The organism is Nonomuraea sp. B10E15 (genome assembly GCF_039871615.1).
In the GTDB taxonomy this organism is placed as follows: domain Bacteria; phylum Actinomycetota; class Actinomycetes; order Streptosporangiales; family Streptosporangiaceae; genus Nonomuraea.
The window spans coordinates 23,954-46,286 of the sequence record NZ_JBDPMB010000003.1 but is presented as its reverse complement, the minus strand read 5'-3'; the positions used below and the strand labels follow the sequence as shown (position 1 = coordinate 46,286).

The window sequence follows — 22,333 nt, the reverse complement described above, 5'->3', positions numbered from 1 at the left end:
TGTGCCCCGCTCGCGCCGGGCGACGAGAGAACTCTAGCGAATCCCGGCCTGGTCCCCAAACTGAGGAGATCCGCCCAGGTCAGGTGTGGCCGCCGTTGACGGTGAGGCACTGCCCGGTGACGAAGGCGGCGCCGTCGGAAGCGAGGTAGGACACCGCCGCCGCCACGTCGCCGGGCGTGCCCATCCGGCCCAGCGGCACCTCGGCGCGGTAGCCGCTCTCGTCGAGGCCCGCGTGCCGCTCGACCGGGATCCAGCCGGGGGCGACGATGTTGACCGTGACGCCGTACGGGCCGAGCTCGCGGGCCCACGCCAGGGTCATCGCGTGCTGGGCGCTCTTGGCGGCGATGTAGGCGGACATGCCGGGCAGCTTGCGGTCGACGATGTCGGAGCCGATCTGGATGACGCGGCCGCCGCCGCGTTCCTTCATCCCGGGCAGCACCGCCCGTACGAGCAAGGTGGGGCTCTTGACGAAGAACGTCAGCTGGTCGAGCTGCGACTGCCAGGTGAGGTCCTCGACGGCGACGGAGGGCTGCGGGCCGGTCGCGTTGGCCACCAGTACGTCCACCGGGCCCAGTCGTTCGGCGACGGCGGCCACCAGGTCCGTGACCCCGGCCTCGTCGGTGACGTCGGCGGCGAACGCCGCCGCGGTGCCGCCCGCCTCCCGTACGGCGGAGACGACCTCCTGGGCGCCTGCGCCGTTGGAGCGGTAGTTGACGGCGACGGCCAGGCCGTCGGCGGCGAGCCTGCGCGCGATGACGGCTCCGAGGCCGCGCGACGCGCCGGTGACGAGGGCGACTGACATGGGCCCGACTCTAGTGGCCGGGCTCGTCGTCACCTGAGCCGGAGGCCCGCGGGATGCGGCCCTTCGGTCTCCAGGCGGTACTCCATGCCGGTGATGGCACGGTTGTCGTCGACGACCCGCTCGGAAGGCGCCTTCTCGCCGCCCATGATCGCCTCCTGCATCTTCTGGAAGCGTTCGTGGGCCTCCCGCACGTAGCCGGTGCCCAGGGTGGTGTGGTCGATCCGGGTGGCGAGGAGATCGCGGACGTACTGCTTGTTCGGCTCGAACGTCACCGGCGGCGGCAGCGCGGGCGCGAGCACCTGGTCGGGGTCGCGGCCGTCGTGCCGCTTGAACAGCTCGGCCGCCAGCCGCAGGTGCTCCAGCTCCATGTTGAGGTGGAGCTCCCAGATGTTCTTCACCTTGGGGTCGGACTCGGTCTCCATGAAGGAGTAGTAGAGGTAGCACTCGTTGTACTCGTGGTTGAGCAGCATCTCCCACCAGCTCTCGCCGGGGTCGACCAGCGACTCGTAGTGGGTGACGTGTTCCTCCTCGACGAGGCCGATCTCCTGGTAGAGCTGCCGGGCGATGGGCTCCATGTACATCGGGCCGACGTTCATGTAGAAGTTCATGGTCTGCTGCTCGGCCGACATGACGGTCAGCGCGTGCAGCCGCGACAGCGGCTCGGTCCTGCGCCGGTCGTAGGGCTCGCGTACGTTGTCGACGGGGTCGCGGTGGTGCAGGTAGGTCGGCCGCCCGGGCATCACCTCGGTGAGCTGGTCGACGATCTTCTCGGCCTTGCGGTGCTCGATCATCTCGTAGAGGTTGGCGTAGCGGTAGAGGTGGTCGAAGTCCTCCAGCACGCCGAACTCGTAGGCCTGCTTCAGATACGCGTCCGGCTCCATCCGGGCCACCCACGCGGTCAGGTCGACGGCCACTTGCTCGTACGCGATCGTCGTCTCCAGCACCGAGGCCGATCCGGGCAGCAGCCAGTTGACCGCCTTCTGCTGCTGCGCCTCGATGTAACGCACGCGGGCCAGCTGCTGTTTCAGCTCCACGTCGGGACAGTGGCGGGCGAGGTGGTGGCTGAACATCATCGCCTCCACCTCGATGCCGTTCATCGTGATGATCCGGCACCGCGTGTACGGATCGCAGCGGTCGGCGTCGATGGGCGTGACGTCCAGCTCGCGCCAGTCACGCACCTGCTCGTCCAGCGGGACGCCCCGCTCCTGCAGTGGGTCGAAGGCCATGCCGCAGCGCGTACCCGTGGCCTGACCTGGCAACCTCCGCGTTCGGTCCCCGAACCGCCCGTGTTCGGTAAGGGGGCGCGTGGCCGCACGGGAGCGGGGGTAGGGGCGCACCCGTGGGTGAACACGATGTCATCGATCTCCTGACGGCCCAGCACGGCCGCATCAGAGACCTGTTCGACGAGGTGGAGAAGGCGCCTCCGGACAAGGTCGAGGAGGCGTTCGACCGGCTGACGCGCATGTTGTGCGTGCACGAGACCGCCGAGGAGGAGATCGTGCACCCGTACGCGCGCAGGAAGCTCGACAACGGCCAGGGCGTGGTGGCCGACCGGCTGCAGGAGGAGAACCGCGCCAAGCGGCTCCTCGTCGAGCTGCACAAGGACGGGGTGGATCATCCGGAGTTCTGGGACCGGCTGGCCGAGCTGCGCACGGCCGTGACCGCGCACGCGCGCAGCGAGGAGCGGTACGAGTTCGTCAAGCTGCGGGCGCACACCTCCATGGTCGAGCGGCGGGCCATGGCGGCGGCGGTACGGGCGGCGGAGGCCCTGGCGCCCGTGCGCCCGCACCCCGGCACGGAGACCGTCGCCAGGAACATGCTGGTGGGGACGCCCCTGGCGTTGATGGACCGGGCCCGGGACATGATCGGCAAGGCTCTCGGCAGGCGTTGACGGCACCTTTCGACGACGGGCGAAATGTCGTCGTACTAACGTCGCAGGCATGGAGTTCGTCGCACGTGACGCCGACGTCGCGCCCGTCGCCTCGCTCATCGCCGATCCGACGAGGGCCGCCATGCTCACGGCGCTGCTCGGCGGGCGCGCGCTTGCGGCGGGGGAACTGGCCAGGACCTCCGGGGTGAGCGCCGCCACCGCGAGCGCCCACCTGGCCAGGCTGCTCGACGGCGGGCTGGTGGACGTCGTGCGCCAGGGCCGCCACCGCTACTACCGGCTGGCCGGGCACGAGGTGGCCGAGGTGCTGGAGACGCTGGCCAGGATCAGCGGGCGCCCGCCCGTGCGCTCGCTGCGCCAGTCCCGGCAGGCCCGCCTGCTGGAGGAGGCCCGCACCTGCTACGACCACCTGGCGGGGCGGGCGGGCGTGGCCCTGCTGGACCGGCTGCGGGAAGGCGGCTACTACGCCGCGTACGACCTCACGGACGCGGGGGAGCGGCTGCTGTCGGGGATCGGCGTGGACGTGGCCGGCGCCCGCGGGTCCAGGAGGCGTTTCGCCCCTGAATGTCTCGACTGGACCGAGCGCAGGGCGCATCTGGGCGGTGCGCTCGGGGCGGCGATCACGGGAGTGCTGCTGGAGCGTGGCTGGTTCCGCCGGGGCGCCGTGCCCAGGGCCGTCGTCCTCACCGAGGAGGGCAGGGAGGGGCTGTCGGCGTTGTTCGCTGGTAAGGAGCTAACATCGGGTACGCCGGTTACCTAGCAGCGAGAGAGACACCATGCGCGACAACGGAGTCGTGAACGTCGGCCCTGAGCCCCTGACCTTCCGCGACGTCATCCAGGTGGCCCGCCACGGCGCCCCGGTGCGCCTCACCGACGACGCGGTCGCCGCCATGGCCGCCGCCCGCCAGCGGGTCGACGAGCTCGCCGAGAGCCCGACCCCCGCGTACGGCATCTCGACGGGGTTCGGGGCGCTGGCCACGCGGCACATCGACCCGGCGCTGCGTGCCCAGCTCCAGCGCTCCCTGGTGCGCTCGCACGCGGCCGGCAGCGGGCCCGAGGTCGAGACCGAGGTCGTGCGCGCGCTCATGCTGCTGCGCCTGCACACGCTGGCCACCGGCCACACCGGCATCAGGCCGGTCACGGCGAAGACCCTGGCCGCGCTCATCAGCGCGGGCATCACGCCGGTCGTGCACGAATACGGCAGCCTCGGCTGCTCCGGTGACCTGGCGCCGCTGGCGCACGTCGCGCTCACGCTGACGGGCGAGGGCGTCGTGCGTGACGCCTCCGGCGCGCTGCTGCCGGCCGCCGAGGCGCTCAAGCAGGCCAGGATCGACCCCGTCGAGCTGGCCGCCAAGGAGGGCCTGGCGCTCATCAACGGCACCGACGGCATGCTGGGCATGCTGATCCTGGCCATCGACGACCTCACCAGGCTGGTCAGGACCGCCGACGTGAGCGCCGCGATGAGCGTGGAGGCGCTGCTGGGCACCGACCGGGTGTTCGCGCCCGAGTTGCAGGCGTTGCGACCGCACCCGGGCCAGGCCCTGTCCGCAGCCAACATGACGAAGATTTTGCATGACTCCGGCATCATGGCGAGCCATCGCGACCCAGAGGCCTGCACCCGCGTCCAGGACGCCTACTCCCTGCGCTGCGCACCCCAGGTCGCCGGCGCCGCCCGCGACACCATCGCGCACGCCGCCACCGTGGCGGGGCGCGAGCTGGCCAGCGCCGTCGACAACCCCGCCGTCCTGGCCGACGGCCGCGTCGAGTCCAACGGCAACTTCCACGGCGCCCCGATCGCCTACGTGCTGGACTTCCTGGCCGTCGTGGCCGCCGACCTGGCCTCCATGTCCGAACGGCGTACCGACCGGTTCCTCGACGTGGCCCGCAACCACGGGCTGCCCGCGTTCCTGGCCGACGACCCCGGCGTCGACTCCGGTCACATGATCGCCCAGTACACCCAGGCCGCCATCGTCTCCGAGCTCAAGCGGCTGGCCGTGCCGGCCAGCGTCGACTCCATCCCCAGCTCGGCCATGCAGGAGGATCACGTCTCCATGGGCTGGTCGGCCGCGCGCAAGCTGCGCAGGTCCGTGGACGGGCTGACCCGCGTGCTGGCCGTCGAGGTGCTCACCGCCGCCCGCGCGATCGACCTGCGCGCCCCGCTGGAGCCCGCGCCCGCGACGGCGGCCGTGCTCGGCGCGCTGCGCGAGACCGTCCCCGCCCCCGGCCCCGACCGGTTCCTCGCGCCGGAGATCGATTCCGCCGTGCGCCTGGTCGCCGACGGGGGAGTGGTGGCCGCCGCCGAGTCGGTGACCGGCCCCCTAGCGTGACGGCAGGGCGACGATCAGGTCCACCTCCAGCAGCAACCCCGGCATGAACAGCTTCGACACCTCGACGGTCGTGCTGGCCGGGGGCGTGCCGGTGATGTATTTCCTGCGCACCCGCCCGTACGCCACGCGGTCGTCCATGTCCGTCAGGTACGTCCTGATGAACACGACGTCGTCGAACGTCGCGCCCTGATCGGCGAGGATGCGGGCCACGACCTGGAACACGTGCTCGGCCTGGGCCGTCATGGAGCCCGCGCCGACGATGTTCCCCCGCTCGTCGAACGCGGCCTGGCCGGAGACGTAGAGCGTGTCGCCGGCGCGGACGGCGTGCGAGTACATGCCGTTCGTGGCCGGGACGGTCGCCAGGTTGAGCGGCACCGCCCGCCGCGCGCCGGATCCGGCCGCGGGGCCCGCGACGTGCTCCGCGATGGCGGTGACGTCCCGCTCGCCGAGCCCGGCCGCCCGAGCATCCTGCAGCCGCGTCCTGGCGGCGGCGCTCATCCAGGCCCCGTGCCACGCGGCCAGCTCCAGGTCCTTGGCGGCGTGGGCCAGGGAGTAACGGGTCTCCCAGGAAGGAGCCCTCAGCCGCTCGGCCGCCACGCCCAGCGGGGTGTCCGCCAGCACGTCGACGAGCGCGTCGCGGTCCACGCCGTGCGCGCCGCCGTACGCGAACGTCTCGGCCAGCAGCACCTGGACGGGCACGAGCGCGCTCATGACGGCGATCTTCATGGCCGCGCCCGTCCCCAGCGGGCCGAGCTCCCTGACCCGCCCGAACGTCGACAGCACCTCTCGGCACCCTGCCACGTCGCCGCCGGCCAGCACCGTGAGGGCCCCGGACGCGGCGGGGCCCACGCTGCCCAGCACGGGCGCGTCCACCAGTCCCACCTCCGCCGGCAGCAGCGCGCGCAGCTCGCGCACCGCCTCCGGGCCGATCGTCGACATCTCCACCAGGGTCGTGCCGGGCCGCAGCCCCGGCAGGGCCGCGGTCACCACCTCGCGCACCGCGGCCGGGTCGCTCAGCATCGTGATGACCAGGCCGGCGCCGTCCACCGCCGCGGCGGCGGTGACGCCGTTGCCGCGCCGCCACGTCCGTACCTCGTGCCCGGCCTCCACGAGCCGCCGGGCCATCGGCGCTCCCATGCGCCCCTGTCCGAGAAAAGCAATCATGCGCTCAGTGAAGCGGGGAGCGAGGCATTCCACCACCGACTAGATTGCATATCAGCCATGCTTGACACGAATGCCTTTGACGCCGCCACGCTGCGGCTCTTCGACGAGGTCGCGAGGAGCGGCTCGTTCACCGCCGCCGCCGAGCTGTTCGGCTACACCCAGTCCGCGGTCTCCCGTCGCGTCGCCGCGCTGGAACGCGCCGCAGGAGGGCCGCTCTTCGAGCGCCTGGCCAGGGGCGTACGCCTGACGCCCGCCGGCGAGGCGCTGCACCGCCACGCCGTCGCCGTGCTCGACCGGCTCCAGCGGGCGGGCGAGGAACTGACCGCCATCCACGCCGGGCGAGGCGGCGTCCTGCGGGTGGGCGCGTTCGCCACGGCCAACGTCGGCCTCGTGCCCGCCACGCTCAGGCGGTTCGCCGACCGGCACCCGGGCGTCGACCTGCGGCTGACAGAAGGGCTCAGCGCGCGGCTGGTCGACGGGCTGAACGCCGGGACGCTGGACGTGGCCGTGATCAGCGACTACCCCTCCGGGCTGCCCGCCGGCGTCGCCGGCACGGTGCCGCTGCTGGACGACCGGCTGCTCGTCGCGCTGCCCGGAGACCACCGGCTGGCCGCCGAGCATGACGTCGACCTGCGCGACCTGGCCGGGGAGAGCTGGATCGAGGCGGCCCCGCGCGGGCAGCCCACCCTCCTCGTGACGGCGTGCGCGGCGGCCGGGTTCACGCCGCGCACCGGGCTGCGGGTGGCCGAATGGTCGGGCAAGTTCGGCTTCGTCGCCGCCGGGCTGGGCGTGACGCTGGTGCCCGAGCTGGCGGCCAGGGCCGTGCCGCGCGACCTGGTGCTGCGGCCGCTGCGGGGCACGGCGCCCGCGCGCAAGGTGTACGCGGCCCTGCCCGGCACCCCGCTGCCCGCCGCGCTCGAGCTGGCCGGGATGCTGGGAGAATGGCAGATGTGCACGACGGATACGCCTGCTTAGGCGGCGTGCTCGCGACGGAGTTGCGCGACGTGACCACCGACCTCGCCGCCCTCGACGGCCAGGGCTGGTGGGCCGTCGTCGTCGACTACGAGGGCAAGGTGACGTGCGCCCGGTTCGACCGGGTGCGCCGGGCGCCCCTGCCCGCGCCGGCCCGCCCCTGGCACGGGCCCCGCCGAGGCGAGTGGCGCAGCTCGCTCGACCGCGCCGCCTACGAGAGCGGCGTGCGGGCGATCCGCGCCTTCATCGAGCAGGGCGAGGTCTACCAGGCCAATCTCTGCCGGATCCTGTCGGCGCCCGCCCCGCCCGACGCCGACCCGCTCGCGCTGGCCGCCCGCCTGGCGTCCGGCAACCCCGCGCCGCACTCCGCGGTGATCCAGGTGCCCGGGCTGAGCGTGGTGTCGGCCTCGCCCGAGCTCTACCTGTCGCGCGACGGCGACGTCGTGGAGTCCCGGCCCATCAAGGGCACCGGCGTCACCGCGGCCGACCTGCTGGAGAAGGACTACGCCGAGAACGTCATGATCGTCGACCTCGTCCGCAACGACCTCGGCAGGGTCGCCGACGTCGGATCCGTCGAGGTGCCCGCGCTGTGCGCGGTCGAGGAGCACCCCGGCCTCGTCCACCTCGTCTCCACCGTCAGGGCCAGGCTGGCCCCGGGTGCGGGATGGCCCGAGCTGTTCGCCGCGACGTTCCCGCCGGGGTCCGTCACGGGCGCGCCGAAGTCGTCGGCGGTCCGCATCATCAATGAGCTCGAACCAGCCCCCCGGGGCCCGTACTGTGGGGCCGTGGGCTGGGTCGACGCCGACCGGCGCACGGCGGCGCTGGCCGTGGGCATCAGGACGTTCTGGCTCGCGGGCGGCGAGATCCGGTTCGGCACGGGCGCGGGCATCACCTGGGGCAGCGACCCCGGGCGCGAATGGCACGAGACCGAGCTCAAGGCAGCCAGGCTCATCGCACTGGCATCCACAGGAGGAGACTGAAGTGAACATCCCTGTCTGGGTCAACGGGGAGCTGATCGACCCCGCTCAGGCCACCGTGTCGGTGTTCGACCACGGGCTGATGGTGGGCGACGGCGTCTTCGAGACCATCAAGATCGTCAAGGGCGAGTCGTTCGCGCTCACCCGGCACCTCGACCGGCTCAGGCTCTCAGCACAGCGCATGGACCTGCCCGAGCCCGACGTCGAGGCCATCGCCGACGGCATCGGCAAGCTCCTGGCCGCCGCGACGGCCAACGGGCCCGCCTGGCCGCTCGGCCGCATCCGCGTCACCTACACCAGCGGCCCCGGCCCGCTCGGCTCCGACCGCGGCGACCAGGGCACCACGTCCGTCGTCATCGTCGGCGAGCAGAAGCCGTTCCCGGCCGCCGCCGACGTCACCGTCGTCCCGTGGCCGCGCAACGAGCGCGGCGCCCTGGCCGGCGTCAAGAGCACGTCCTACGGCGACAACGCCAAGGCCCTGCTGTACGCCAAGCAGCGCGGCGGCGGCGAGGCCGTCTTCGGCAACCTCGCGGGCCACCTGTGCGAGGGCACCGGCTCCAACGTCTTCGTCGTGCGCGACGGCCGCCTGCTCACCCCCACCCTGGGGTCCGGCTGCCTGGCGGGCGTCACCAGGGCGCTGGTCCTCGAATGGTGCGGAGCGGAAGAGGCCGACATCCCGCTGACGGCCCTCTACGAAGCCGAGGAGGCCTTCCTCACCTCCACCACCCGCGACGTGCAGCCGATCAGGCGGGTCGACGACACCGAGCTGCCCGTCGCGCCCGGTCCGATCACCACCAAGGCCATGCGGATCTTCGCAGAACGCTCTGCCGCCGACCTCGACCCATGAGCTAAGGTCATGCCTCACAACTGATCGTGTGAGGCATACGTGGCAGTCGATCCGCTCCGCCCGGGAGATCCCGAGGCGGTGGGAGAGTTCCGCATCGTGGGCCGTCTCGGCCAGGGCGGGCAGGGCATCGTCTACCTGGGCGAGTCGCCCGGCTCCGGCCAGGCGGCCGTCAAGGTGATGACCGGCGGGATCGACCGGGCCTTCGCCCGCGAGCTCGCCGCCGCGCGGATGGTCGACGAGTTCTGCACCGCGCGCGTGATCGTGGCCGACCTCGACCACGACCCTCCCTACGTCGCCGCCGAGTACATCGACGGCCCCGCCCTCGCGACGGCCGGGCCGGTGCGTGGCGCCGCGCTGACCCGGCTGGCCATCGGCACCGTCACCGCCCTGGCCGCCATCCACCGGGCCGGCGTGGTGCACAGGGACTTCAAACCCGGCAACGTGCTGCTGGGCCCCGACGGGCCACGGGTGATCGACTTCGGCATCGCCCGGCTGGCGGACGCCACCACGACGGCGGGTTCGCCCTCGGGGACGCCCCCGTACATGTCGCCCGAGCAACTGTCCGGTGACACCGTCGGGCCCGCGGCCGACCTGTTCGCGTGGGGCTCGACCATGACGTTCGCGGCGACGGGTGAGCCGCCGTTCGGGCGCGACACGTTCGCGGCGGTGGCGTACCGGATCCTGCACGGCGAGCCCGCCCTCGGCGGGCTGCCCGAGCCGCTGCGCGGGATCGTGGCGCGCTGCCTGGCCAAGGACCCTTCCGCCCGGCCCGGCGCCCGTACGGTCCTGCTGGAACTTCTCGGCGAGCCCCCGGACCCGCCCGGCGCGAGCGCCGCACCCGCGCCGGAGAGCCGCACCCCGGACGACCGGGCCGCCGAGGCGGAGCTCAGCAGGGGAGCGCGGGCGGCTGCGGGCGGAGGGCGAGGCCGGGTGTCGCGGCGGGCGCTGCTGCTCGGGGCGGGCGCGGTCGCGGGTGCGGGGGCCGTGTCGGGAGGCGTGCTGTGGTGGCGCTCGGCCCGGGGCCCGGCATCCGGCGGGCGGGTCGCCGGCCCCGACGCCGCGGGGAGCCCGGACGCGAGCGGCTCCGTGACGTCCACCACCCCCGCGGGCTCGGCGACCCCGGCCGCGCAGGACCGCTCGCCGAGCGCCACCGCGCCACCCGAGCGCACGGTCGTCCCGCCGCGGCCGGAAGGGCAGGACATCGTGATCGCGATGCAGAGCGCGATCACGGTGAAGCCGATGGCGGACCTGACCTTCGACGGCGCCCTGACGCAGAGCGAGTTCGCCGCGAAGGCGCGCGGCCGGATCCGGTTCCATCCCGAGGTGAGCTTCAGCCCGCAGAACTGCGCCTACGCCATGACCGTCACCCCCGCCGGCGAGCCCGCGATGGACGTGACCATGGTGCTGTCCGAGGGCTCCACCGAGCTGTTCGTCGACGGGAAACCGCAAGGGGAGCGCGAGCCGCGTGGCCAGGACTACCTCGACATGGTCGTCACCATGTCGGGAATCGGCGTCATCCTCGACCTGGTGGGGCGCACGGAGCGGGTGGACGCGGCCGGCCTGCGCTACTCCGGCAGCCTGCCCGCGGAGAAGGCGCCCGGCGCGATCCAGGAGCGGCTCGCGGGCATGGCCGCCTGGAAGACGAGCGAGCTCAAAGGCACCAGGATCAACTGGCAGCTGGAACTGGACCGGCAGAACCGTCCCCGGCTCTTCGTGCTCTCCTGGGTGACCGAGGTGCGCGGCACCGAGCTCGCCTCCACCTACTCCACGACGTTCGGGGGCTGGCGGCAGGGGGAGATCGCCGCACCCGGCTAGCGATCCGGACGCGCCACGGGATCGCCTCAGGCGCGTCCTGCGGCGATGATGAGGGACATGGAGACAGCCCCGGTGCCGCCGATCTCCACCATGGGTGCCATCGTCACGGTGGAGCGTGTGCTCGCCCGAACCCCCGCCCTAGCCGTCCTGCTGCCGATGATCCAGGCCTTCGACACCGGCTGCCTGCTGAACATCGACGTCGTGGCCCGCAACGCCGCGGCGCCGCGCGGCCTGGCGCTGCAGCTCGACTCCGCGTTCTCCGGCGAGGAGAGCACGTCGCTGCACATCACGCTGCGCTATCCGGACGGCGCCGAAGTCGCCTCCGACGCCGACCACCACTGCGCGCCGCCGAGCCTTTCCTGGTTTCCCGGCGGCGTGCGCGGCGACGCGACGTTCACCCTCTACCAGACGCCCCTGTGGCTGCATCCGCTGCCGCCGCCGGAGGACTTCGTCCTCACCATGGAGTGGCCGTGGGCCGGCATCGGCCTCGAGATCGTGCGGCTCGACGGCGCCGCCATCGCGGGCGCGGCGGCGCGGTCGAAGCACTGCTGGCCGTCCTGGGGGGCCACCGAGGCGCACTGAACCCTTCAGTAAGACTTCTGCGTCTGTACGTTGAAGTCGTCCATCCTGACCTGCTTGGCCGGGTCGGTGAGCGGATGGTCGATCCGCAGCACGTCGAGGCCCTGGCGCATGTCGCTGGAGTAGATGTAGCCGTTGTAGTAGTACGCGGACCAGGAGCCCACGGTGCCGCCGGTCTCGTCGGGCCCGCGCTCGAAGAAGCCGATCTCCTTCGGGTTGGCGGAGTCGGTGAAGTCCCAGATCGACACCCCGCCCTGGTACCACGACTGGACCATGACGTCCTTGCCCGGCACCGGGATCAGGGAGCCGTTGTGGGCGACGCAGTTCTCGTCCGGCTGCTGCTCCCTCGGGATCTTGAAGTAGCTGCGCCGCTCCAACTGGCCGTTGATCAGGTCGTAGACGGCGTCCGCGCCCTTCGTGGGAGGGGTGTTCCTGTCGCAGGTGGCCATGGCGCCGCCGCCGAGCTCGTCACCGAACACGATCTTGGTGCCGTCGTTGTTGAACGTCGCCGAGTGCCAGATCTGGAAGTTCTCAGGGTCGTTCAGCCGCTGGACGACCTTCGGCTCGACCGGGTCGGTGATGTCCATGATCACACCGTCGCCGAAGCAGGCGGCCGCGGCCACGTTCTTCTCCGGGTAGGCGGTGATGTCGTGGCAGCCGGAGCCGCCCTCGCTGTTGGAGCGCTCAGGGAAGAGGTCCGGCTTCGCCGCCATCTTCGCCGACTGCGGGTCCTGCACCGGGATCTCCACGATCTGGATGAGCTCGTGGGGCGGCTGGCAGGTCTCCGACTCGGGCTCCGGGCCCGGCGAGGAGACGTACACGTACAAGGTCTCCCCGGCGGGGACCATCGTGTGCGTGTGGGAGCCGCAGTCGGTCTGGACCGCGCTGACGTATCTGGGGCTCTTCTTGTCGCTGATGTCGAAGATGCGCAGACCTTCCCAGCTGCGGCGGTCATCGCGGGAGTCGCACTCCGGGCCGCTGCGCGGCTCGTCGATCGACAGGATGAGCAGGTCGCCGTAGACGGTGACGTCGTTCTGCTGCGCCGGGCAGGACACCTGGCTGACGATCTGCGGCTTCGTCGGGTCGCTGATGTCGTAGATCGTGAACCCGCCGAAGTTGCCCATGTACGCGTAGTCGCCCTGGAAGGCGAGGTCCGTATTGAGGTCTTCCGAACCGTTTAACGGGGCAGTTCTCGGAATGTTGGCGACGTGTTCCACATTGTCGCTCTTCATCACGCCGTCCGCGGTGGTTCTTGCTGGAGCGCCGGTCTCCTGCGACGACCCTGCGGGCGTTTCGGGCATGCCCCCCAGCGGGACTCCGGCGCACGCGGAGGCCAGCAGCATGACCGTACACAGCAACGCTCCGCGCAGCTTGGCAGAGATCAACGCGCATTCCCCTTCATGTTGTGGCTCAGTATGGAAGCTATGTCAGCAGGTTCGACGCCGCGCACGGTCTTTATCACGGTTCTGACCATATTGGGCCTAAGCGCCTGCTCGCAGCCGTCTGCCCAACCCTCTGCCGTGGGTACGGAGGCGCCGGTCATCGTGCCCGGCAGCCCAGGAGGCCAGGGGCGCACGGCGACACCGGGGGAGCGGCTCGGGCAGACGCCCGCCCCGACCGTGGCCTCCGACGTACGTTTCGCCGAGGCCATGATCCCGCATCATCGCCAGGCTCTGGAAATGACGGCGCTCGTGGAAGACCGCACGACCACGTCCACCATCCGCTCGATTGCCCGCGCGATCGACGCCGCCCAGCTGCCGGAGATCAAGGGCATGACCAACTGGCTCGCCGAGCTGGGCCGCTCCGCCCCGTCGGGACACGACCACGGGGAGGCCGAGGGCTACGGGATGGCGACCGAGCAGCAGCTGAACGCGCTGGGCGCGGCCAAGGGGACCGCCTTCGACCGGTTGTTCCTCCAGCTGATGATCAGACATCACCAGGGTGCGGTGAAGATGGCCGGAGAGCAGCTCGCGACCGGCCGGGACCGACGCATGCGGCTGCTCGCCAAGGATGTGTACTCGGGTCAGAGCATTGAGATCACCCGCATGAAGCGGGTGCTGGAATCGCTGCCGGCCTAGCGCCGGGGCCGGGGGGTGCTCCGGCCGGGGGACACCGGGGGCACGGGGTCGCTTCCGGTCACGAGGTCGCTTCCGGTCACGAGGGCCAGAGCATGTTGGTCAGCTCGCTGTCGAGATCCATGAAGTCGGTCTCGCGGCCCGCGGGCACCTTCTCGTACGTGCGGTGGAGGAACTCCGTGAGCGGGGCCAGCGGCACTTCGAAGAGCGCCTGCCCGAACGGTGATGTGAGACTGATGTGCAGCGTGCGCTCGCCGTCGGCACGGGCGGGCCACACCTGCACGTCGCCGTCGCCGACACGTCGCACGATGCCCACGGTCAACAGTTCGCGAGCAAAGATCCACTCGACCGGCTCGTCGTTCCCTACGTGGAAGGCCATGCGGATGGCGTATGGGTCGTCAGCTGTGTAACTCAACCCGGCGAGCAGGGGGACGGTTGTACGGTCGGGGACCACAAGCCGAAGGCCAAGCTCGGCGGAGACGGTGGTGCTGTTCATCGTCAGCCAAACCTTTTCGTCGTAGGTCCCCTCTACGGGGCTTTCACTGCTCTGATGGACTTCGTCCTGAGCCATGACGCAGGGAACGAAGAAACCCGTAGGAAAGATTCCGCTCCTAGGGCCTTCTGTAACGCACATCACAGCTGGACATTTGGGCATCTACCAGGCTAAACGGCATCAATCGGGTCGTATTTGCAAGGGTTTTGCGTGCGGTGGACCGTGTTCCGGAGGCGTCGGTCATGAACGTTTCTTGCGAAATGATCGCGACCGGCGTCTTCCGGAACACGACTGATGGTATGCCACCGACCCGCCATGCCGATGGGCAACCGCCGCGTTTCACCCGAATCCCTACGGCTGCGCCGATCCGGCCCTCGCCGACCCCCTCCCGCCGCCCGGCCCACCCCCTTCTGATCACATCGCTTCGCCAGCAGGCGCCAGAGTGCGGTATGGTTTTCCCCGTCGGCACCAAGCGGAGCCGGCAGGGCGGGCGATTAGCTCAGCGGGAGAGCGCTTCGTTCACACCGAAGAGGTCACTGGTTCGATCCCAGTATCGCCCACCAAGGTCAAAGGCCACCTCCCAACGCGGGACGTGGCCTTTTTGATCTTCTAGGGCGGCATGTCCGATCATCCGGGGGATGTTCTCGATGGGGACGCCGTCCGCCGACAACCGCGACACGAAGCTGTGCCGCATCTCCCGAGGGGTCCACTCGGAACCGACCAGGCCGGCCCTGGTGATGACCCGCCGGAACTCGCGACGGACGTTGCCCGCACTCATCGCGGTGCCGTTTCGGGTGGCGAACACCAGACGTGCCTGATCGTCCTTGCCCGGGGGCATTCCACGGGCGTCCAGGTGCTCCCAGAGCACGACCTGGGCACGGACACACCGATGGGGGAGCTGGAGCGTACGGCGCGGCAGGTCTCGGCGCGCTCGCTGCGGTCCAGGTGGTCTGGGCTGTCCAACTGGTGTGCCGGGTCCACTCCACGCGACGTTGCCATCCGCAAGGTGAAGTCGCGCAAGGGTCTTATGGATCTACATCGTAGAGAAGTAGGTATGAGCCTGCGCTGCGAACGCTGACGGGAAGGCTCGCCTGACGCAGGTCAAGAGAGTGGCGGGTCCTTCCGGGCTTGATCCAGGTCGATGGCCCAGATCCACAGCCGCTCGGAGGGCGCCACGCGGTGGTAGCCGAAGAGGACGGCTCTGGACAGCAGCGCTTGCGTCCCGCCTTCGCGCCACGCCTTGCGCCGGCGGGGCACCGACCGACTGGCGAGCCGCTCAACCCGAGCCACCTCGCGGAGACCGGAGCGGTACCCCGGTAGGGTAGGTAGTGATGCCGTCGCGACGGTGCCGGCCAGGGCGGCGCCGACAGTCATTCCGATGTCGAGCCAGTTCCTGGAGTCATCCAAGGAGTCGTTGGCGAAGTGAACGGCGGCGCCGCCCTGCTTTGCCAGGAATACGGTAGGGGGGTATGGTGTTGTTCTGGGCGATCGACAAGAGGAGGGGTGGACATGGCCGGATACAGCGGTAGCAAGCAGGACCACGCCATGCGGTTGCGCCGTATCGAGGGGCAGGTCCGCGGGCTGCAGCGGATGGTCGAAAACGACAAATACTGCATCGACATCCTGACTCAGGTGTCGGCGGCGACCAGCGCGCTGAAGTCGTTCTCCCTGTCGATGCTCGAAGAGCACCTGGCCCACTGTGTCGCTGAGGCCACGCTGAAGGGCGGCCCGGAGGCTGACGCCAAGGTCAAGGAGGCCTCCGAGGCGATCGCCAGACTCGTGCGTTCCTGACCCTGCCGACCTGAAGGAGAGACCGATATGAGCACCACATCCACCTACACCGTCAAGGGCATGACCTGCGGCCACTGCGTCAGTTCGGTCAGGGAGGAGGTCAGCGAAGTGACCGGGGTCGCCAACGTCGAGGTGGACTTGGCGACCGGGCTGCTGACCGTGGACAGCGACGGCCTTATTGACTCAGCCAAGATCATCATTGCCGTTGAAGAGGCCGGTTACGAGGTGGCGAACCGGTGAACACCCCAGTCAAGCTCGGCTCATACGTCCTGGGACTGGCCGTCGTTTTCGGCGGTGCTCTGGGCGCGGGCAAGGTGGTGGGACCGGTGGGGACGCCCCCGGCCGAGGACCACGCCGCCATGACAGCGCCCACCGCGAGCGCGAGCGCGAGTGCGGGCCACGGGGAGCACGCCACCGAGCAGGTGGAGGACGATACCCCCGGAGGGCTCCAAGTGTCCGAGAGCGGTTACACCCTTCACCCGCTCACCGCGACGATCAAGCCGGATGAGCCGACCGACTTCCGCTTCTCGGTGACCGGGCCTGACGGTGAGCCGGTCACCGACTACCAGGTTGAGCACGACAAGAAGCTTCACTTCATCGTCGTGTCCCGCGACCTGAGCACCTTCCTGCATCTCCACCCCACCGAAGCAGGTGACGGCGTCTGGTCGGTCAAGCTGACCCTGCCCGGCGCGGGAGCGTACCGGGCCTTCGCCGACTTCGTCCCCACGGGTGGCAAGGCTTTGACGTTGGGCACAGACCTGCTCGTCGCCGGCGATTTCGAGCCGAAGGCGCTGCCGCAGGCCAGCCGTACGGCGAGCGTCGACGGATACGAGGTCACCCTCGACGGCGAGCTGACGCCCGGCCAGTCGAGCAAGCTCACCCTCAAGGTCAGCAAGGACGGCAAGCCGGTCACTGACCTGCAGCCCTACCTCGGCGCCTACGGCCACCTCGTGGCGCTGCGCGCCAGGGACCTTGCCTACTTGCACGTCCATCCCGACGGAGAGCCCGGCGACGGTGAGACCGAGCCCGGGCCGGAGATCGTCTTCTATGCCGAAGCGCCCAGCACCGGCGACTACCGGCTGTTCCTCGACTTCCAGCACAAGGGCGAGGTCCGCACCGCGGACTTCACCCTCGGCGCTGGGGAGCGGCCGGCGATCCCGACCTCCACGCCGACGCCCACATCCACCGGGCACGCCGACGACGGCCACAGCCACTGAGCGAGAGAAAGGAGAACGGTGATGACCCAGGTCACCGATGACCGGCAGAACGCGGTCGAGCTCTCGATCGGCGGCATGACCTGCGCCTCGTGCGCCAACCGCATCGAGCGCAAGCTGAACAAGATGGACGGCGTGACCGCGACGGTCAATTACGCGACGGAAAAGGCGAAGGTCACCTTCCCCGAGGACGTCAACCCGCAGCAGCTCATCGCGGAGGTGGAGAAGGCCGGATACACGGCCGCGCTGCCCGCACCGCCCACAACGGAGGCGGCCGAGCAGGAGCCGGAGGACGAGCTCCAGCCGCTGCGCCACCGCCTCATCACTTCCGTGGTGCTGTCGGTCCCGGTGGTGGCCATGGCGATGATCCCGCCCCTGCAGTTCACGAACTGGCAGTGGTTGTCGCTGGTACTGGCCGCTCCCGTGGTGGCGTATGCGGGCTGGCCCTTCCACAAGGCAGCCTGGACCAACCTGCGCCACGGCGCGGCCACCATGGACACGCTGATCTCGGTCGGCACCCTGGCCGCGCTGGGCTGGTCGCTGTGGGCGCTGTTCGTCGGCACCGCCGGCACGCCCGGCATGACGCACCCGTTCACGTTCACCATCGAGCGCACCGACGGCTCCGGCAACATCTATCTGGAGACGGCCGCCGCGGTGACGGCGTTCATCCTGGCCGGGCGCTACTTCGAGGCCCGCTCCAAGCGGCGCGCCGGCTCTGCGCTGAGGGCCTTGCTGGAGCTGGGCGCCAAGGACGTGGAGCTGGCCGACGGCCGGCGCGTGCCGGTCGAGCAGCTCACGGCGGGCGACCGGTTCGTGGTCCGGCCGGGCGAGAAGATCGCTACTGACGGCGTGGTCGAGGAAGGTTCCTCGGCCGTGGACGCCTCGATGCTCACCGGCGAATCCGTCCCGGTCGAGGTCGGCGTGGGCGATGCGGTCACCGGCGCCACCGTGAACGCGGGTGGCAGGCTCATCGTCCGGGCAACCCGGGTCGGCGCCGACACCCAGCTGGCCCAGATGGCCAAGCTGGTCGAGGAGGCGCAGACCGGCAAGGCGCAGGTGCAGCGGCTGGCCGACCGCATCTCCGGCGTCTTCGTGCCGATCGTGATCGCACTCGCCCTCGGTACGCTGGGCTTCTGGCTCGGCACCGGCGACGGTGTCGGGGCGGCCTTCACGGCGGCGGTCGCGGTGCTGATCATCGCCTGCCCGTGCGCACTCGGTCTGGCCACGCCGACTGCGCTGCTGGTCGGGACCGGCCGAGGCGCGCAGCTCGGCATCCTGATCAAGGGGCCGGAGGTGCTGGAGTCCACCCGCAAGATCAATACTGTGGTGCTGGACAAGACCGGCACGGTCACCGAGGGCAGGATGACCCTCACGGCCGTCCACGTGGCCGAGGGGACGAGCGAGGACGAGGTGCTGCGCCTGGCAGGTGCGCTGGAATACGCCTCCGAGCACCCGATCGCCCAGGCCATAGCCAAGGGTGCCGCTGCCCGCGTCGGCGAACTGCCCGCGCCGGAGGATTTCGCCAACGTCGAAGGGCTCGGCGTTCAAGGCATCGTCGACGGCCACGCGGTCCTGGTCGGCCGCCCCCGGCTGCTGGAGGAGTGGTCCCAGCACCTTCCGGCCGACCTGGAACGGGACTTTCACGAGGCCCAAGCCGGCGGCCGCACCGCGGTCGCGGTCGGCTGGGACGGCCAGGCACGGGCGGTGCTCGTGGTGGCCGACGCGGTCAAGCCGACCAGCAAGGAGGCCATCGCCCAGCTCCGTGCCCTCGGTCTCACACCGGTGCTGCTGACCGGCGACAACGAGGCCGTGGCCAAGACCGTCGCGGCCGAGGTGGGCATCGACGAGGTGATCGCCGAGGTGCTGCCCGCAGACAAGGTCGACGTGGTCAAGCGCCTGCAGTCCGAGGGCAAGGTCGTGGCCATGGTCGGTGACGGGGTCAACGACGCTGCCGCGCTGGCCCAGGCCGACCTGGGGCTGGCCATGGGCACCGGCACCGACGCCGCCATAGAGGCGAGCGACCTCACACTGGTACGGGGCGACCTGCGGGTAGCCGCCGACGCCATCCGGCTGTCCCGTAAGACGCTCAGCACGATCAAGGGCAATCTGTTCTGGGCCTTCGCCTACAACGTGGCCGCCCTGCCGCTGGCGGCGCTCGGCTTGCTCAACCCGATGATCGCAGGAGCGGCGATGGCGTTCTCCAGCGTCTTCGTGGTCAGCAACAGCCTGCGCCTGCGGCGCTTCAAGTAGCAGTGCCGGGATGGCTCCACGCCGTACGGCGTGGAGCCATCCTCCTCTTGCTCAGGTGCCGCGGATCGGGTGCGATCGGGAGCGACCTCGACCCGTACCGGTCCGACCGCGCGGCTTCTACGGCCGGCTGTGCTGCCAGACGCAGCACGCATCGACATCCTGACCCAGGTCTCCGCGGCCACCAGCGCACTGAAGTCATTCTCCCTGGCCCTGCCTGAGGAGCACCTTGCCCACTGCGTCTCCGAAGCCACCCGCCAGGGCGGCCCGGATGCCGAGGCGGAAGTCAAGGAGCCCGGCGACGCCGTCGCCAGGCTGGTGCGTTCTCGACTCGCCTTTCCTCACGTAGAGGGCAGGCGCAGCCGTTTGAGCGCGAGGGCGTTGACGGCCACGATCACGCTCGATCCCGACATCGACAGCGCGGCGATCTCAGGCCGAAGCACGAGCCCGAACGCCGGCTCGAACACCCCGGCGGCGACGGGCAGGGCGAGCGCGTTGTAGCCGATGGCCCAGCCCAGGTTCTGCCGCATCTTGCGCAACGTACCCCGGCCGATGCGCAGGGCCGTGGGCACGTCCAGCGGGTCGGAGCGCATCAGCACCACATCGGCGGTTTCGATGGCCACGTCCGTGCCGGCGCCGATGGCGATGCCCAGGTCGGCGTGGGCGAGTGCCGGGGCGTCGTTGACGCCGTCCCCGACCATGGCCACCTTGCGGCTGCCTGCCCGGAGCTCAGCGATCTTGGCCGCCTTGTCTCCAGGGAGCACTTCGGCGATCACGGTGTCGATGCCGAGCTGCCGCGCGATCCGCTCCGCGGTCGCGGCATTGTCTCCCGTGAGCATCACCACCTCGACGCCGAGCTCATGCAGCGTGGCAACGGCAGCAGAGGACGTGTCCCGCGCCGCGTCCGCGATGCCGATGATGCCGGCCACCGTGTTGTCCACGGCGACCACGACGGCGGTGCGGCCGCCCTCGGCCAGTTCCCGCCGCCTGCCCGCCAGTTTCCCGAGCTCCACCCCTTCCCGCTCCAGCAGCCGCCGGTTGCCGACCACGACCTTGCGCCGGTTGACCTGCGCGACAGCGCCGTGTCCGGGGACGTTCTCGAAGTGCTCGGCCCTCATCGGCGCCAAGCCCAGGCCATCCGCGTGCCGGACGATCGCCTCGGCCAGCGGATGCTCTGACTCCCGCTCGACGGCAGCGACCAGGCGCAGGAACTCGTCGTCCGGCAGCGTGTCACCTGCCACCACATCGGTGACCTCCGGCTCGCCCTTGGTCAAGGTGCCGGTCTTGTCCATCACCACGACCTGAATGCGGGCCGAGGACTCGAGCGCCATCGCATTCTTGAACAACACCCCACGCTTGGCCCCCAGCCCGGTGCCCACCATGATGGCGGTGGGGGTCGCCAGGCCGAGCGCGTCGGGACAGGTGATGACGACGACCGTGATGGCGAACAGGATCGCGACGCTGAACGGCTGCCCTGCGGCCAGCAGCCAGACCGCGAAGGTGAGGACCCCTCCGATCAATGCCACGAGGACGAGCCAGAACGCCGCCCGGTCGGCCAGCCGCTGCCCCGGCGCCTTGGAGTTCTGCGCCTGCTGGACGAGGTGGACGATCTGTGCCAGGGCGGTGTCGGCTCCCACCTTGGTCGCGCGCACCCTGAGCGTGCCGTTGCGGTTGACGGTGGCACCGATGACGGCAGAACGCGGCTCCTTGTGCACCGGCAGGCTCTCGCCGGTGACCATCGACTCGTCGACCTCGCTCTGACCCTCTTCGACGGTGCCGTCGACCGGAATCTTGGAGCCAGGACGGACCAGCAGGAGGTCGCCGACCATCACCTCGGCGGTCGGGACCTCGACCGGCTGACCATCACGAACAACCGTCGCCTTGGGCGGGGCCAGGTCGAGCAGGGCACGGATGGCGTCGTTGGCGCCGCCCCTCGCCCGCATTTCGAACCAGTGGCCGAGCAGTACGAAGGCGGCCAGGACGGTGGCGGCCTCGTAGAACACCTCGCCGCCGCCGGTGAGCGTGACGACCAGGGAGTACAACCAGCCGGCGCCGACCGCGACCGCGACGAGAACCATCATGTCGAGGGTGCGGGCGCGAAGTGCGCGGACGGCTCCGTCGAAGAAGATCCAGCACGAGTAGAAGATCACCGGCAGGCTGAGCAGCAGCGCCCAGACGTCTTGACGCCATCCGAACGGGACAGGCAGGTCCAGCCCGAACACCTCCGTGCCGATCGGAGACCACAACACGATCGGGATGGAGAAGATCGCGGCCACCAGGAAGCGGTTGCGCATGTCGGTGACCATCGAGGCCATCGACATCCCGGCATGGCCGCCGTGTCCCATCATGTCGTGAGGTGACGCCGTTTCTTCGGCATGCGTTGCGTGACCAGCGGGCGCAGCCACGGCGCTCGCGCCTGGCGGGTCAGGCTCAGCCATGGGATCGCAGATGTGAGAGGGCACCGACTGCCCGGCGCAGTGATAGCCACATTCGGTGATCCACGTACGCAGCTCGGCGAGGGACGTGACGCGCGGATCGAAACGCACCGTCGCCGTCTGGGCGGCAGCGTTGGCCTCGACCTGCAGCACGCCTGGGCGCCGGCCCAGGGTGGCCACGACGACGTTCTGTTCGGAAGCCCAGTGCAGCCCGCTGACGTCAAGGATCGCAGTGCTGCGTTCCTTGTCTTCGCCAGGTCGATCAGGGACGTAGTCGCTCATGGTTGTCACCTCCCACAGAGCTCTACTTCACGATGGCTCATCGTAGAACCGGTACCCGCTAAGGCTTTGGTCAGTCCGGAGGTGCTGCATACGGCATTGGGCTGTACTACTGCTGCTGATCGTAGATGTGCTTGGGGCGCCTCGATTGCTGAGTAGGGCCGTCACTCGCGACGGGAGGGAACATGACTTCACAGGTTGCGGAGATGCTTTCCGCGTATCCACAGGACCTCGGCCACGTCGACCAGGAGAAGCAGCGCGAGCTGACCGCCGCTCTCGGCTGAACGTGACAGTGCGAGAGGGAGAGCACCCGTGGCAGCGAGCAGACGCCGGCGGTCCACGGCTGTGACCGCGGGCTGCCTGACCAGGCAGCTTGCCGGAGGCGGACCAGGTCTTCCCGGAGTCCTGGCTGATGTGGATTCGGCCCT

At 70.4% G+C, this 22,333-nt stretch carries 19 protein-coding genes, 1 tRNA gene and 2 pseudogenes; 15 read left to right on the top strand and 7 right to left on the bottom strand.

Going from position 1 to position 22,333, the window contains the following annotated elements:
• Positions 1–79: 79 nt before the first annotated feature.
• Together ABGB14_RS13040 and ABGB14_RS13035 are read right to left on the bottom strand one after the other, a co-directional pair.
• Positions 80–802, bottom strand: coding sequence for an SDR family oxidoreductase (locus ABGB14_RS13040; protein ID WP_347643879.1), 723 nt, complete (start codon positions 800–802; stop codon positions 80–82).
• 29 nt (positions 803–831) lie between these two features.
• The gene (locus tag ABGB14_RS13035; RefSeq protein WP_347643878.1) at positions 832–2,028 is read right to left on the bottom strand and encodes a hypothetical protein; all 1,197 of its coding nucleotides are present in this window, start codon (positions 2,026–2,028) and stop codon (positions 832–834) included.
• A gap of 113 nt (positions 2,029–2,141) precedes the next feature.
• Between ABGB14_RS13035 and ABGB14_RS13030 the strand changes: the two genes are divergently transcribed.
• The 3 genes from ABGB14_RS13030 to hutH are packed head-to-tail and all read left to right on the top strand — an operon-like array spanning position 2,142 to position 5,017.
• The gene (locus tag ABGB14_RS13030; RefSeq protein ID WP_347643877.1) at positions 2,142–2,693 is read left to right on the top strand and encodes a hemerythrin domain-containing protein; all 552 of its coding nucleotides are present in this window, start codon (positions 2,142–2,144) and stop codon (positions 2,691–2,693) included.
• A gap of 49 nt (positions 2,694–2,742) precedes the next feature.
• On the top strand, positions 2,743–3,450 hold the full coding sequence (locus ABGB14_RS13025; protein WP_347643876.1) for a helix-turn-helix transcriptional regulator: 708 nt from the start codon (positions 2,743–2,745) through the stop codon (positions 3,448–3,450).
• A 16-nt stretch (positions 3,451–3,466) separates the two neighbouring features.
• Entirely contained in the window at positions 3,467–5,017 is a 1,551-nt protein-coding gene (gene hutH, locus ABGB14_RS13020; RefSeq protein WP_347643875.1) for a histidine ammonia-lyase, read from the top strand.
• Here the strand turns inward: hutH and ABGB14_RS13015 are convergent.
• A complete protein-coding gene (locus ABGB14_RS13015) occupies positions 5,009–6,181 on the bottom strand; it encodes a Rid family hydrolase (protein WP_347643874.1) in 1,173 nt (390 codons plus the stop codon). The genes hutH and ABGB14_RS13015 overlap by 9 nt on opposite strands.
• Before the next feature lie 57 nt (positions 6,182–6,238).
• On the opposite strand from ABGB14_RS13015, the gene ABGB14_RS13010 reads away from it, so the two are divergent.
• The 5 genes from ABGB14_RS13010 to ABGB14_RS12990 are packed head-to-tail and all read left to right on the top strand — an operon-like array spanning position 6,239 to position 11,374.
• The gene (locus ABGB14_RS13010) at positions 6,239–7,156 is read left to right on the top strand and encodes a LysR family transcriptional regulator (RefSeq protein WP_347643873.1); all 918 of its coding nucleotides are present in this window, start codon (positions 6,239–6,241) and stop codon (positions 7,154–7,156) included.
• The gene (locus ABGB14_RS13005) at positions 7,123–8,133 is read left to right on the top strand and encodes a chorismate-binding protein (protein ID WP_347643872.1); all 1,011 of its coding nucleotides are present in this window, start codon (positions 7,123–7,125) and stop codon (positions 8,131–8,133) included. Before ABGB14_RS13010 ends, ABGB14_RS13005 begins: the two co-directional genes overlap by 34 nt.
• 1 nt (position 8,134) lies before the next feature.
• On the top strand, positions 8,135–8,977 hold the full coding sequence (locus ABGB14_RS13000) for an aminotransferase class IV (RefSeq protein ID WP_347643871.1): 843 nt from the start codon (positions 8,135–8,137) through the stop codon (positions 8,975–8,977).
• A 39-nt stretch (positions 8,978–9,016) separates the two neighbouring features.
• The gene (locus ABGB14_RS12995) at positions 9,017–10,792 is read left to right on the top strand and encodes a serine/threonine-protein kinase (RefSeq protein ID WP_347643870.1); all 1,776 of its coding nucleotides are present in this window, start codon (positions 9,017–9,019) and stop codon (positions 10,790–10,792) included.
• A 57-nt stretch (positions 10,793–10,849) separates the two neighbouring features.
• Entirely contained in the window at positions 10,850–11,374 is a 525-nt protein-coding gene (locus tag ABGB14_RS12990) for a hypothetical protein (protein WP_347643869.1), read from the top strand.
• 5 nt (positions 11,375–11,379) lie between these two features.
• Here the strand turns inward: ABGB14_RS12990 and ABGB14_RS12985 are convergent, their stop codons facing one another.
• Positions 11,380–12,756 (bottom strand): hypothetical protein, encoded by a 1,377-nt coding sequence (locus tag ABGB14_RS12985; protein WP_347643868.1) that lies wholly within the window; start codon positions 12,754–12,756, stop codon positions 11,380–11,382.
• A gap of 39 nt (positions 12,757–12,795) precedes the next feature.
• Between ABGB14_RS12985 and ABGB14_RS12980 the strand changes: the two genes are divergently transcribed.
• Positions 12,796–13,449, top strand: coding sequence for a DUF305 domain-containing protein (locus ABGB14_RS12980; protein WP_347643867.1), 654 nt, complete (start codon positions 12,796–12,798; stop codon positions 13,447–13,449).
• Positions 13,450–13,525: 76 nt separating this feature from the next.
• On the opposite strand, the gene ABGB14_RS12975 is transcribed toward ABGB14_RS12980, so the two are convergent.
• Positions 13,526–13,942 carry an SsgA family sporulation/cell division regulator gene (locus ABGB14_RS12975; RefSeq protein ID WP_132341648.1) on the bottom strand — a complete coding sequence of 139 codons (417 nt, stop codon included), beginning with the start codon at positions 13,940–13,942 and terminating at the stop codon, positions 13,526–13,528.
• A 485-nt stretch (positions 13,943–14,427) separates the two neighbouring features.
• Between ABGB14_RS12975 and ABGB14_RS12970 the strand changes: the two genes are divergently transcribed.
• Positions 14,428–14,502, top strand: a tRNA-Val gene (locus ABGB14_RS12970).
• A gap of 59 nt (positions 14,503–14,561) precedes the next feature.
• Here ABGB14_RS12970 and ABGB14_RS12965 read toward each other — a convergent pair.
• Positions 14,562–14,777, bottom strand: a pseudogene (locus ABGB14_RS12965) (tyrosine-type recombinase/integrase); the annotation flags it as partial.
• A gap of 671 nt (positions 14,778–15,448) precedes the next feature.
• Between ABGB14_RS12965 and ABGB14_RS12960 the strand changes: the two are divergent.
• From ABGB14_RS12960 to ABGB14_RS12940, 5 genes and pseudogenes are all read left to right on the top strand, one after another.
• Positions 15,449–15,730, top strand: a complete 282-nt coding sequence (locus tag ABGB14_RS12960) for a metal-sensitive transcriptional regulator (protein WP_347643866.1) — start codon at positions 15,449–15,451, stop codon at positions 15,728–15,730.
• Positions 15,731–15,757: 27 nt separating this feature from the next.
• Positions 15,758–15,970 carry a cation transporter gene (locus ABGB14_RS12955; RefSeq protein WP_347643865.1) on the top strand — a complete coding sequence of 71 codons (213 nt, stop codon included), beginning with the start codon at positions 15,758–15,760 and terminating at the stop codon, positions 15,968–15,970.
• Positions 15,967–16,947 carry a hypothetical protein gene (locus ABGB14_RS12950; protein ID WP_347643864.1) on the top strand — a complete coding sequence of 327 codons (981 nt, stop codon included), beginning with the start codon at positions 15,967–15,969 and terminating at the stop codon, positions 16,945–16,947. The genes ABGB14_RS12955 and ABGB14_RS12950 overlap by 4 nt, the downstream gene beginning before the upstream one ends.
• Before the next feature lie 21 nt (positions 16,948–16,968).
• A complete protein-coding gene (locus ABGB14_RS12945; RefSeq protein ID WP_347643863.1) occupies positions 16,969–19,194 on the top strand; it encodes a heavy metal translocating P-type ATPase in 2,226 nt (741 codons plus the stop codon).
• Between the two features lie 150 nt (positions 19,195–19,344).
• Positions 19,345–19,518, top strand: a pseudogene (locus ABGB14_RS12940) (metal-sensitive transcriptional regulator); the annotation flags it as partial.
• A gap of 14 nt (positions 19,519–19,532) precedes the next feature.
• On the opposite strand, the gene ABGB14_RS12935 reads toward ABGB14_RS12940, so the two are convergent.
• The gene (locus ABGB14_RS12935; RefSeq protein WP_347643862.1) at positions 19,533–21,908 is read right to left on the bottom strand and encodes a heavy metal translocating P-type ATPase; all 2,376 of its coding nucleotides are present in this window, start codon (positions 21,906–21,908) and stop codon (positions 19,533–19,535) included.
• Positions 21,909–22,333: the final 425 nt, after the last annotated feature.